Here is a 12,238-nt window from a genome sequence, read left to right on the forward strand (position 1 = left end):
GCAGCGGGGGCGCTCCCGCGCCACGAACCGCTCGCGTCGGGGCGTCAGGTGACGCGGTGGGGGTGAGTGGCCGGGAGGTTGCCCTCGCGCTGGACGTGGGTGGCACCGGGATGAAGTGCGCGCTGGTGGGCGCGGACGGTGTCGTGCGGCACGCCGAACGGCATCCCACCGACGCCGGGCGCGGTCCCGACGCGGTGGTCGAGACGATCCTGACGGTGACCGAAGGGCTGGCCGGCAAGGCGCGCGGGGACGGGCTCACTCCGACCGCGCTCGGCATCGTGGTGCCGGGGGTGGTGGACGAGGCGCGCGGCGTCGCGGTCTGGTCGGCCAACGTCGGCTTCCGGGACGTACCGCTGCGCGAGCTGGCATCCCGGCGGCTCGGTCTGCCAACGGCGCTCGGGCACGACGTGCGCGCCGGCGGCCTCGCCGAGGCGCGGATCGGCGCCGGCGGCGACGCCGGGCACGTGCTCTTCGTCGCCATCGGCACCGGCATCGCCGCCGCGCACGTGGTCGCGGGGTCGGCCGCCACCGGCGCACACGGCGCCGCCGGGGAACTCGGCCACATCCTGGTCCGGCCGGGTGGGCCGGCCTGCGGCTGCGGGGGCCGGGGCTGCCTGGAGGCGATCGCCTCCGCCTCGGCGGTGGCCCGCCGCTACGCCGAACTCGCCGCCACCGACACCGGATCGGACGGTACGTCCGGCGCCGGGATCGGCGTGAGCCCGACGATGGTGACCGCCGCCGAGGTGGCCGCCCGGGCGGCGGCCGGCGAGCGACTGGCGACCCGGGTCTGGCGGGACGCCGTCGAGGCGCTGGCCGACGGCCTCGCCACCGGTCAGGCCCTCTTCGACGTGGAGACCGTCGTCCTCGGCGGCGGTCTCGCCCAGGCCGGCGCCGGGCTGTTCGACCCGCTGCGCGCCGCGCTGCGGGACCGGCTGACCTTTCACCGGGAGCCACGACTGGTCCCGGCCGCCCTCGGCGACGAGGCGGGCTGCCTCGGTGCCGCCCTGCTCGCCCTCGACCAACTGGAGACGCGGTGACCATACGGGTGAACGGCAAGGTGGTAACCCCCAGCGGGGTGATCCGGCAGGGCTGCGTCGAGGTCAGGGGTGACCGGATCACCGCGGTCGCCGAGTACCCGTCGGTGCGCGACGGTCACTGGATCGTGCCCGGCTTCGTGGACATCCACACGCACGGCGGAGGTGGGCACACCTTCACCACCGGCGACGCCGGCCAGGCGCGTGCCGCCGCCGCGTTCCACCTGGGTCACGGCACTACCAGCCTGCTCGCCAGCCTGGTCAGCGCGCCGTTCGAGCTGATGCGCTCGGCCACCACCGCCTTCGCGCCGCTGGTCCGCGACGGCGTGCTGGCCGGCATCCACTTCGAGGGGCCGTACCTGTCGGCCGCCCGCTGTGGTGCGCAGAACCCGGAGTTCCTCCGGGATCCGTCCACCGACGAGCTGACCGAGCTGATCAAGCTCGGTGACGGGACGGTGCGGATGGTCACCCTCGCCCCGGAGCGCCCGGGCGCGCTGGAGGCTGTCGAGCTGCTCACCCGGCACGGGGTGGTCGCCGCGGTCGGTCACACCGACGGGACGTACGAGCAGACCCGCGCCGCCGTGTCGGCGGGCGCGAGCGTCGGCACCCACCTGTTCAACGGGATGCGTCCGGTGCACCACCGGGAGCCCGGCCCGGTGGTGGCGCTGCTCTCCACGCCGAACGTCATCTGCGAGCTGGTCGCCGACGGCGTGCACCTGCACGAGGGCACGCTCACCTTCGCCACCGCCACCGCCGGCCCGGAGCGCTGCGCGTTGGTCACCGACTCCATGGCCGCCGCCGGCATGCCCGACGGCGAGTACGAGCTGGGCGGTCAGGACGTGACCGTGGCCGACGGGGTGGCCCGGCTCTCCCGCGACGGGGCGATCGCCGGCAGCACGCTCACCATGGACGCGGCGCTGCGCAGCGCGGTGGCCGCCGGCGTGCCGGTCCCCGACGCGGTCCGGATGGCGTCCACCACCCCGGCCCTGGCCGTCGGCCTCGGCGACCAGGTCGGCGCCCTGCAGGTCGGGCTCCGCGCCGACCTGGTCGTGCTCGACGACGACCTGCGGATCGTCCAGGTGATGCGGGGCGGCGCCTGGGTGGAGTGAGTCGTCCGGTCAGCGCGGCGAGGGAATCTCCACGCCGAGGACGGCCTGCTCGTCGGGGCGGTGCACCAGCACGTCGGAGAGGAACGACTGCACGGCGTGGCGCATGCCGACGTCCCGACCGGCCTGCTCGGAGAGCAGCCACTTGTGCTCGATGATCTGCGCGAACAGCTCCTGCGGCTCCAGCTTGCGGCGCAGGTGGGCGGGCACCGCCCGGACCACCGGCTCGAACACCTCGGTCAGCCAGCGGTGCGCGGCCTGCTGCTCATCGGTCAGATCGCTCTCCGCCCGGTACGCGTCGAGGTCGTTCAGCAGCTTGCGGGCCTGGTTCTCCTCGGCGTCGAGGCCGGTGAGGCGGAGCAGCCGCCGATGGTGGTAGCCGGCGTCGACCACCTTCGGGCGGATGAGGTAACGGCCGTTCTCGATGGTCGACATGGCCACCTCGGCCACGTCGAAGCCCATCTCGTTGAGCCGGCGGATGCGCCCCTCGATGTCGTGCCGGGCCTCCCGCTCGACCTGCTGCTCGTAGGTGATCTCGTGCCAGAGCCGCTCGTAGCGCTGCACCACCTCCTCGCAGACCACCTCCGGGTCGATCGAGTCGTGCAGCAGGCCGGCGGCCTGGAGATCCAGCGCCTCGCCGAAGATGTTGACCCGGGCTATCTCCAGGTCCTCGCCGCGCTGGCCGTTGGAGAGCCGGCTGCGCAGCGCACCGGTCTCCGCGTCGACCAGGTACGCGGCGAAGGCGCCGGCGTCCCGCCGGAAGAGCGTGTTCGACAGCGAGCAGTCGCCCCAGAAGAAGCCGGTGAGATGCATCCGGACCAGCAGCGCGGCGAGCGCGTCGAGCAGCCGGCCCATCGTCTCCGGCCGCAGCGTGTGCGAGAACAGCGCCCGGTACGGCAGGGAGAACTGCAGGTGACGGGTGATCAGTACGGGATCCAGCGGCGCACCGTCGTCGGTCTCCCGGTCGGCGACGATCGCCACCGCCTTCACCGACGGGAAGTCGATCCGTTCCAGGGCGCGCAGCAGGTCGTACTCCCGCTCGGCGACCCGCTCCCCGGTCTCCTTGACCGCGTAGACGTGGCCGCCCAACTGTACGAAGCGGACCACGTGCCGGGAGATGCCCTGCGGCAGCGCGACCAGGTGCTCGGCCGGCCACTGCTCCAGCGGCGTCGACCAGGGAAGGTCGAGCAACGCCGGGTCGACGAGGGCCGAGGTGATCCGCACGGCGTCAAGTTTGACGCCTTCCCCGCCGGAACGCTTCCCCACGTGGCTGGGCACACAGTCGCCGCGCACGGCCCGGCCACCGCACAGCCCGGCCACCGCACGGCCCGGTAGCGTGGCGGGGTGCGGGAGACGACGCCGGTACGCCGGGGGACGCGCCTGGCGCCGGTACGCCCGGCCGGCTGGTGGTGCGACGTCCTGCTGCTTGCCGCCCTCGCCGGGCTGACCGCCGCGCTCGCCGCCCACTGGTTCTTCGGGATCGACCGGGCGGTGGCGGACTGGGCCGACGCGCACCGGCCCACCGCCGCCCGGTGGGTCGCGGTCGTCCTCAACTACCTCGGCCAGGGCACCCCGCTGACGCTGATCGCGGCCGGGCTGGCGGTGCTGCTCGCGGTCCGGCTGCGCTCCGTGCGCCCCCTGTTCGTCCCGGTGGCGGCCTTCGCACTCACCTTCCTGACCATCGGCCCGCTGAAGGTCTGGACGGCCCGGCCCGCGCCCACTGCCAGCGTCAAGGAGCCGTTCCTACCGCCGGCGCAGACGCTTCCGCTCTTCCAGGACGACCTGCCGGTGCGGTTCGCCCAGTCCTACCCGTCCGGGCACGTCGCCAACGCGATCGTCTGGTACGGCGTGCTCGCGCTGCTGCTCGCCCCGCTGCTGGCCAGCCTCGGCCGCATCATGCCCCGCCGGCTGGTGCTCGTGGTGCGGATCGTGCCACCGGCCGTGGTGCTGTGCACCACCACGTACCTGGGGTGGCACTGGCTGACCGACTCGGTGGCCGGGTTGCTGCTCGGGCTGCTGCTGGACCGGCTGCTGCACCGGGTGCCCTGGGACGACCTGCCGCTACCCGGCCGGCTACGGCAGTGGGACGCTCCGTTCACCCGGCACCGCTAGCCTGCCGGCCGTGGATCAACTCGCGCGCCGGTTGAGCGTACCGGACGCGGTCGTCATCGGCCTGGGGTCGATGCTCGGCGCGGGCGTCTTCGTGGTCTTCGCTCCCGCTGCGGCGGCGGCCGGCGGCACCGGCCTGCTGATCGCGCTGGCCCTGGCCGGGTTCATCGCGTTCTGCAACGCGACCAGTTCGGCCCGGCTGGCGGCCCGCTACCCCGAGTCCGGCGGCACGTACGTCTACGGCCGGGAGCGGCTCAACCCGTTCGCCGGCTTCCTCGCCGGCTGGGGCTTCGTGGTCGGCAAGACGGCGAGTTGCGCGGCGATGGCGCTGACCATCGGGGCGTACCTCTGGCCGGGGCAGGCCCGGCTCGTCGCCGTGGCCGCCGTCATCGCGGTGACCGGGGTGAACCTGCGTGGCGTGACGAAGACCGCGACCGCCACCCGGGTCCTGGTGCTGGTCGTGCTGGCGGTGCTGGCCCTGGTCGCGGTGGCCGGCGCGACCGGCGTCTCCGTCGGCCGGATCGACCAGCCCGGCGGCTCCGCCCGGGGCGTGCTCACCGCCGCCGGGCTGCTCTTCTTCGCCTTCGCCGGGTACGCGCGGATCGCCACCCTGGGCGAGGAGGTACGCGAGCCGGAACGGACCATCCCCCGGGCGGTGCCGCTGGCGCTCGGCCTGGTGCTGGCGATCTACCTGGTGCTGGCCGTGATCACGCTCGGGGTGCTCGGGCCGGCTCGGCTTGCCACGTCGGCCGCCCCGCTGGCCGACGTGGTGGGCGCGGCCGGACTGCCCGGCCTGGAGTGGGTGGTCCGCGCCGGGGCGGCCGTCGCGGTGACCGGGGTGCTGCTCTCCCTGGTCGCCGGGGTCGGCCGCACCACCCTGGCGATGGCCCGCCGCCGTGACCTGCCCGCCGCGCTGGCCGCCGTGCACCCCGTGCACCGGGTGCCGCACCGGGCCGAACTGGCGGTGGCCGCCGTGGTGATCCTGGTGGTCGTGCTCGGTGACGTGCGGGGCGCCATCGGCTTCTCCGCCTGCACGGTGCTGGTCTACTACGCGATCACCAACGCGGCGGCGCTGACCCTCGGCCGGGAACCGGAGCGGAAGCTGCCGGTGCGGGTGCTCGCGGTGGCCGGGCTGGCCGGCTGCGTACTGCTCGCGGTCAACCTGCCGCTGGCCAACGTGCTCGCCGGCTTCGGCGTGCTCGCCCTCGGCGCCGCCTGGTACGCCGTCCGCCCCACCCGCAGCTGACCGTTCGAGTCCACGCGTGTAGCTGGTTCCACACCTGAATGCAAGAGACACGAGTCAATTGGTCGTGAACGTTCACAAGCGAACATCCTGGTTGCAGAGAGCCACTCGACGGGCACTGTAGTGCCGTAGGTGAACTCTTGACAGCAATCGTGTTATCGCTAACACTCGGACGTAACATAGACCGCCGGCAACTCCTGCGGTTTAACCCCAATGCACCGCCATCACGCACGCTCGTGAACCCTTTCCCGCCGAACTCCTGGCTGCGGGCGAATCGGTGTGAGCGATCACATGTTGTCCTTCGTCCATACCGACCCCGTCATCGACCGTCGAAAGGAATCCGCATCATGCGCTTACGTGTACGATTCTTGGCCACCGTGTTGGTCACCGTTGTCGCTGCCAGCGTCGGCGCGTTGGCCGTTTCCACCCCGAGCAGCGCCGCTCCGGGAGCGTCGTTCCAGAACCCCATCGTCGGTACGCCCAACAGCGCCGACCCGTGGCTCGGTTACCACAACGGCAACTACTACTACACGGCAACCACCTGGACCGGGAACATCTTCATCCGCAGGGCGTCGACTCTTGGCGGCCTGCGGACCGCGCCGGAGACCCGCGTGTTCACCATGTCGCAGCCGAACGCGACATCGAACATGTGGGCGCCCAGTATGCACCTGCTCAACGGACCGAACGGGCAGCGCTGGTACCTGTACTACTCGGCCGGGCCGAGCGCGTGCTGCAGCGGGCAGCGCCAGCATGTGCTGGAAAGCGCGGGAACCGATCCGATGGGCCCCTACACCTATCGCGGTCAGCTCAACCTGATGCCGAACAACGGCTGGTCAATCGACGGCAGCGTCATGACGGTCAGCGGAGTGAACTACTTCGTGTTCTCCGCGTTCAACAACAACTCCGGATTCGACAACGGCGGCCTACAGAGCCTGTACATCACCCGCCTGACCAACCCATGGACACCCGCGGCGTTGGGGACGCTCATCTCCGAGCCCACCCTCTCCTGGGAGCGCCAGGGCAACCCCGTCAACGAGGGCCCCTACGTGCTGCAACGCGGCGGCCGCACCTTCCTCACCTACTCGGCCAGCTACTGCGGCACACCCGACTACAAGGTCGGGGCGCTTGAGCTGACCGGCGCCAACCCGCTGAGCCGCAGCTCGTGGACCAAGCTCGCCAACCCGCTCTTCCAGCGCAACGACGCCAACGGGGTGTACGGTCCCGCCCACCACTCCTTCTTCACGTCGCCCGACGGCACGGAGGACTGGATCGTCTACCACGCCAACTCCTCGTCCTCCCAGGGCTGTGGCACCACCCGCACCAGCCGGGCGCAGCGAATCTCCTGGAACCCGGACGGCACCCCCCACCTCGGCGTCCCCGTCTCCACCTCGACCGTGCTGGCCGGCCCGTCCGGCGAGCTGAACAACGCGGGCGCAGTGCCCGTCCAACGACTGCAGTCATTCAACTTCCAGGACCGCTACGTGCGGCACCAGAACTACGCCGTCCGGATCGACCCGAACGTCAACCCGGCGCTGGACGGGCGGTTCCGGGTGGTTTCCGGCCTGGCCAACAACGGCTCCGGGTACGTGTCGTTCGAGTCGGAGAACTTCCCCGGGTACTACCTGCGGCACAACAACTACGTCCTGCGACTGGAACCGAACAACGGCTCGACCGCGTTCCGGGAGGACGCCACCTTCCGTCAGGTAGCCGGACTGGCGAACTCGTCGTGGTCGTCATTCCAGTCCTACAACTTCCCCGACCGGTACGTCAGGCACAGCAACTACGTGCTGCGGATCGACCCGATCAGCAACGACACGGGCCGCGCCGACGCCACGTTCCGCCGGACCTCCTGATCTCGTACGCGGGCATCGGTCGGCGGTGGGGTGCCGGTCAGGCTGGCGCCGCTTCGCCGATCGCCTGGTCCAGGATTTCCAGGCCGAGGGCCAGTTCCTCCCGCGTCGTGGTGAGGGGTGGTGCGATCCGGAAGGTGCTTCCCATGCCGGGCAGTTGCACGACATTCATATGGAGGCCGAGTTCGAGGCAGCGGCGGGTGACGTGGGCGCCGAGGACGTCCGAGCCCTCTCGCGTCTCCCGGTCGAGGACGAGTTCGACCCCCTGCATCAGGCCGCGCCCGCGTACGTCGCCCACCACGTCGTGTCGGTCTCTGATGTCGAGCAGGCCGGCGCGCAGGAACTCGCCAAGTTCTCGGGCCCGTACGTCCATCTGCTCCTGTTGGAGGACGTCGAGCACGGTGTTGCCGACGGCGGCGACGAGGGGGTCGGATACGTGTGTGGTGTAGAAGAGGTAACCCAGCTCGTGTGCCCGTTGTTCGATCTCTTCTGTCGTCATCATCGCGGCGAGCGGTAGGCCGGCGCCCAGCGTCTTGGACAGCGTGAGGATGTCGGGCACTATGCCGTCACGTTGGAAGGCGTACCACGTGCCGGTGCGGCACAGACCGGTCTGCGCCTCGTCAACGATCAGCAGCATGCCGCGCTCACGGCACTTGCGTGCCAGTGCGACGAAGTAGCCCGGCGGTGGCTCGATGATGCCGCCAGAGCTGAGGATCGGCTCGACGATGCACGCCGCGAGACTTCCCGATGACTGGGCATCGACGAGGGCGAAACCGTAGTCGAGCTGGCGCTGCCAGTCCAACTCGCCGTCAGGGGTGGTGAAGTCGGGGCGGTACGGGTTGGGCGTGGGAATCGCGAAGTTCCCCGGCGTGGGCCCGTATCCCCGGCGGCCGGCACTGTACGTTGCGGCGGCCGCGGCGTGCGTCATGCCATGCCACGACTTGGCGAAGGCGACGATCTCGTGTTTGCCCGTGACGAGCTTGGCCATCCGGATGGCCGCCTCGTTCGACTCGGCGCCGGTCGTCAGCAGCAGCGCCTTCTGCAACGGCGCGGGGAGGGACTCGGCGAGCCGGCGCGCGAGGTCGACGACCGGGCGGGACAGCATGCCGCTGAACAGATGGTCCAGCCTCGCGATTTCCCGCTGCACCGTTTCGACGATCGCGGGATGGCAGTGCCCGAGAATGGCGCTCATCTGGCCCGAGGTGAAGTCCAGGATCCGCCGGCCGTCAGCGGTGTACACGAAGCTACCGGCCGCGCGTTCGATGATCTCGGGCGTGAACGAGCCGCCGTAACGCACCAGATGGCGGGCAGCGTCGGACCAGAACTGTTCGGCGGCACTCCGCTCGGTAGTCAGCGTCATGGGCCTCACGATAGGAGCGTTCGTTATGCACGAAAAGCTAATCTTCTTGACTATGCTGTGCGGACTTCGCGCACAGGGAGTTTCCGATGCGGCTCAACACAGCACGCCTGGAGATGCTCAGCCTGCTGGACGGCCTCGGCACCATGCGGGCCGTCGCCGCGACCCTGCACATGAGTCCGTCGGCAGTGTCAGCACAGCTGGCGGTCCTGGAGGCGGAGACCCAGACCGAACTTCTGCGGCGTACCGGCCGACGCGTACAGCTCACACCTGCCGGGCGTACGCTCGCCCGGCACGCCCGCATCATCCTTGACCAGGTCAAGGCTGCTGAGGCGGACCTCCGGGGCCTCTCCGGACAACCGACAGGGCCGGTACGCCTCGCGGCTTTCTCCAGCGCCATCCGGACCGTCGTCATTCCGCTCGCCGCGCGGCTCCGGGAGGCGCATCCCAGGATCGGGCTTGAGGTCGCCGAACTGGACCCGCAGGCCAGCCATCCGGCCCTGCACCGCGGCGACTACGACATCATCGTGGCTGCGGACTTCATCGACGGGTCCATGCCACTGCATCCTGACGTGCACACCATTCCCCTGCTCACCGACGCCATCGTGCTCGTGCTGCCGCGGTCGCAGGCTGCGTCCGACGCACCGGCGGACCTGGCCGACTTCGCCCAGGCGGCCTGGTCCATCGACATGCCCGGCACATACCTGTCCAACCTGGTGACGAGCACCTGCCGACAGGCCGGCTTCGAGCCGGTCGTGGCTGGCCGCTTCGCCAGCTACGAGCTGCTCCTGGCGCATATCGAAGCCGGCCTGTCCGTGTCGCTCCTGCCCGAGCTGGCCGTGGACCGTCGCTACCACGTCGCCACCCGCCCGCTACACCGACCGCTGACCCGCCACGTCTACGCGGCCGTTCGCAGCCGCTCAACTCTCACCACAGCGAGCCAGATCGTCCTCCACGAACTTCGCCACCTCTCCACGACCCCCGCTATCTCGGCATGAGCGGATACCAACCGGAGAGGGTATGGGCTGCCGGGAAGCAGGGACGGGCGCCGCTCCAGGAGGGCATGGAGCAGGGCATGAACCCGACCCGGGCCACCCCGATCGCACCGGAACCAGGTGTCCGTGCGCTGGAGAGCAGGGAGTCCCCGAGCGCGCCGGGCAATCAGCGGCACCCGTGGACATCCGGGCGGTGCCGCTGGCCGAGGTGATGGACGCCGTCGCGCTGCCCGGGTAGTCCGGGCCGACGCTACGGTCGCGTTGAGCGGCGTACTGCTCCCTGGCGGCCCCCAGCACGCTGGCGACGGCCCGCCGCAACGACGTGCCCGGCGCGCTGGCCACCGTACGCTCGTCCACTGGACGCCGCACCGCGCCGAACGCCGGGTGATCCTGCTGAGCCTCTCGTCGACCTCCGCAGGACCCTGCCCCATGGCCGGGAGCCGAAGCGTGAGCTGCCGGTGCAGTCGCTCGCCGTGACGGGCATGGTCCGCTACGTATGCACGCCATCCGTGCAGCCCCGCCGTTGCCGACCAAGCGAGCCGCCCGCCATCAACTCACCTGGCCACCGGCTCCGGCAGGTAGGCCGTGTACAGCTGCTTGATGAGTGAGTTGAAGGCGTAACCCCACAACCTGGTTCCCCGGAAGGTCCACACCTGGCCGGCCTGCACGTCCACGACGGCGGGTTGGGCCATCGCCGCGAAACCGTTCACATTGAGGCGGTACGCCTTCTGGGTCAGTGCAGCGGCCGCGGAGTCCACCGACTCGGTCACCAGGATGGGCAGCACGATGACACCCGACTGCATACCGCGCCACTGACCCTTGCGACCCAGACCCAGGTTCACCACGCTGTCGACGTACGTTCGGAGGCTCTCCTCGTCGACCTGATCCATCTTCGCCGCGACGGCAAAGATATGAATCCTCGTCAGCGCCCGCATCCGCGACCGGTACCCCACCACCACCGGCATCGAGCCGATGCTCTCATCAGTCACCGCACACCCGTCGGCGGCCATCCGCTGCCGGACGACATCCATGTACGCATCCACAGATTCCACCTGAAGTCCTCTTCCAGAAACTGCCAGTGGGCCGCACCGGGCAAGAATTCCGTGCGCCGCCGCAGGATACAGCCCTCGACAAGGGCCTCAAACCCCGAGGTCAATGTCCATCAGATGTCGTACGGGTAAATCTCTGATCCGAGGACTGAATGCAGACAACCAAACTCTCACCGAAGCCGAAAGCGTGCCCTGCCCCTGAAGAAGCGGGCTGCCGCCACCCTGGCCCCCGGATCGACTTGCCGGATAGCACCTGGAAATCCCCGTCAATGTGAGCAGAATTGCTCCGCCTAGGTCGCCAGCCGCACTACTGCTGGAGACAGCTCCGCTTTCCATCGCCATGTATGTATATGCAGTAAGGGTTCGGGTGTTGATGTTGCCCTCGCGACGGATCTCCTGCCCAGGGCATCCAAGACTTTGCTCCGGCAGTAGTGGATTTCCGACCTGGCGACTATCGCGGGGTCAGTTCCGCAATTTTGTCGATAAAATGGGCTCGCTTTCCCACTGCAAAACGGTACTCGACTCCCGATTTCGTCGCCACTGCTAATCCGTTGGGCACGAGCCCCAGGTTCCGGTATTTGCGGGTAGCGACGATGTCCTGGAGTGGGATGTTGAGGGGTGCGGTCTGCACGTTGAGGGCGTGCGCCCGGAAGGAGAGGTACTGGTCGGTCAGGGTCAGTCGGCCACCGACCGACTCGACTCCGCGCCAGAGGTTCGCTCGGCGACTGATCAAAATGTTGGCATCACTCATATTGGTCACATTCCTTGCCTAGCGCCACCTAAGGGAGGCGAACATACATGACATGGCAGTGGTTGCGGCAGAACCCGGCAGTGCGGCAGACGCAGCGGCGTGCAGGTGAATACACGAAGCGGGCTGCCAGCCACCAGCTACGCTTTGTCCTGACAACAACGGTTAAGGGTCGGGGACGATGATCACGGCCGGATGTTGGCCCAAAGCAATAGTGATTTCGTTTAAGCTAGTCACCGTCAAGGACTCGCGGCCAAGTTCGTCGATAACCCGCGATACGGCCGAGACTGCCTTATCGAGTTGTTCATCTCGCAGCGCCCTCGACCATGATCCTCATATCGCCTCACTTAAGCGGAACACGGACCTGCAAGTTATCCACTTACAACTGGCCAGGCACACACGCCTATTAGAACTCCGGCCGGACGGGCCATGACAGCCCGCCCGGCCGGAGGCAATCATTCGCCAGGAGTGACACCGATGCGGTCGATGTAGCTTTTCGCAACACCAACGGATTCGCCAAATCTCCGCAAACGTTGCGCAAGAGACACGGGCAAGAGAACTCCGTTCTCCACCAACTGCTCACATAGGGTCTCGGTGCCCAACCTCGACTCACCCGCCCAGACCATTTCCCGAAAATCTTCCGGGTCCACGGGTGCGACATCGGAAGTGCGAACAAAGCCCGCCAAGACTCGCTGAAGCTCCTGCACTATCAAATCCGCCTCACGCCGTATTTCATTATAATGCATG

The 12,238-nt window shown here is 69.2% G+C and carries 11 protein-coding genes; 6 read left to right on the plus strand and 5 right to left on the minus strand.

Annotated features, from left to right (window positions below; all coding sequences use genetic code 11):
• Positions 1-62 precede the first annotated feature (62 nt).
• Together O7615_RS10260 and nagA are read left to right on the plus strand one after the other, a co-directional pair.
• On the plus strand, positions 63-1,037 hold the full coding sequence (locus tag O7615_RS10260) for an ROK family protein (RefSeq protein WP_278182044.1): 975 nt from the start codon (positions 63-65) through the stop codon (positions 1,035-1,037).
• Entirely contained in the window at positions 1,034-2,143 is a 1,110-nt protein-coding gene (gene nagA / locus O7615_RS10265; protein ID WP_278177177.1) for an N-acetylglucosamine-6-phosphate deacetylase, read from the plus strand. The genes O7615_RS10260 and nagA overlap by 4 nt, the downstream gene beginning before the upstream one ends.
• A 9-nt stretch (positions 2,144-2,152) precedes the next feature.
• Here the strand turns inward: nagA and O7615_RS10270 are convergent, their stop codons facing one another.
• Positions 2,153-3,418 (minus strand): DUF4032 domain-containing protein, encoded by a 1,266-nt coding sequence (locus O7615_RS10270; protein ID WP_278182045.1) that lies wholly within the window; start codon positions 3,416-3,418, stop codon positions 2,153-2,155.
• Positions 3,419-3,484: 66 nt separating this feature from the next.
• Between O7615_RS10270 and O7615_RS10275 the strand changes: the two genes are divergently transcribed.
• From O7615_RS10275 to O7615_RS10285, 3 genes are all read left to right on the plus strand, one after another.
• Positions 3,485-4,252: a phosphatase PAP2 family protein gene (locus tag O7615_RS10275; RefSeq protein WP_278177178.1), complete on the plus strand. Its 768-nt coding sequence runs from the start codon at positions 3,485-3,487 to the stop codon at positions 4,250-4,252.
• 10 nt (positions 4,253-4,262) lie between these two features.
• Positions 4,263-5,495, plus strand: a complete 1,233-nt coding sequence (locus tag O7615_RS10280) for an APC family permease (protein ID WP_278177179.1) — start codon at positions 4,263-4,265, stop codon at positions 5,493-5,495.
• A gap of 344 nt (positions 5,496-5,839) precedes the next feature.
• Positions 5,840-7,345 (plus strand): family 43 glycosylhydrolase, encoded by a 1,506-nt coding sequence (locus tag O7615_RS10285; protein ID WP_278177181.1) that lies wholly within the window; start codon positions 5,840-5,842, stop codon positions 7,343-7,345.
• Between the two features lie 37 nt (positions 7,346-7,382).
• On the opposite strand, the gene O7615_RS10290 is transcribed toward O7615_RS10285, so the two are convergent.
• A complete protein-coding gene (locus tag O7615_RS10290) occupies positions 7,383-8,702 on the minus strand; it encodes an aspartate aminotransferase family protein (protein WP_278177183.1) in 1,320 nt (439 codons plus the stop codon).
• 86 nt (positions 8,703-8,788) lie between these two features.
• Here O7615_RS10290 and O7615_RS10295 point away from each other — a divergent pair, with 86 nt between their 5' ends.
• Positions 8,789-9,697 (plus strand): LysR family transcriptional regulator, encoded by a 909-nt coding sequence (locus O7615_RS10295; protein WP_278177184.1) that lies wholly within the window; start codon positions 8,789-8,791, stop codon positions 9,695-9,697.
• A 551-nt stretch (positions 9,698-10,248) separates the two neighbouring features.
• On the opposite strand, the gene O7615_RS10300 is transcribed toward O7615_RS10295, so the two are convergent.
• The 3 genes from O7615_RS10300 to O7615_RS10310 all read right to left on the minus strand — a co-directional run bounded on the left by O7615_RS10300 (position 10,249) and on the right by O7615_RS10310 (position 12,237).
• The gene (locus tag O7615_RS10300) at positions 10,249-10,725 is read right to left on the minus strand and encodes a hypothetical protein (protein WP_278182046.1); all 477 of its coding nucleotides are present in this window, start codon (positions 10,723-10,725) and stop codon (positions 10,249-10,251) included.
• Between the two features lie 469 nt (positions 10,726-11,194).
• Positions 11,195-11,494, minus strand: a complete 300-nt coding sequence (locus tag O7615_RS10305) for a GRAM domain-containing protein (RefSeq protein WP_278177185.1) — start codon at positions 11,492-11,494, stop codon at positions 11,195-11,197.
• A gap of 452 nt (positions 11,495-11,946) precedes the next feature.
• Positions 11,947-12,237, minus strand: a complete 291-nt coding sequence (locus O7615_RS10310) for a hypothetical protein (protein ID WP_278177186.1) — start codon at positions 12,235-12,237, stop codon at positions 11,947-11,949.
• Position 12,238 lies beyond the last annotated feature (1 nt).

The organism is Micromonospora sp. WMMD1082 (genome assembly GCF_029626175.1).
Classification (GTDB): domain Bacteria; phylum Actinomycetota; class Actinomycetes; order Mycobacteriales; family Micromonosporaceae; genus Micromonospora.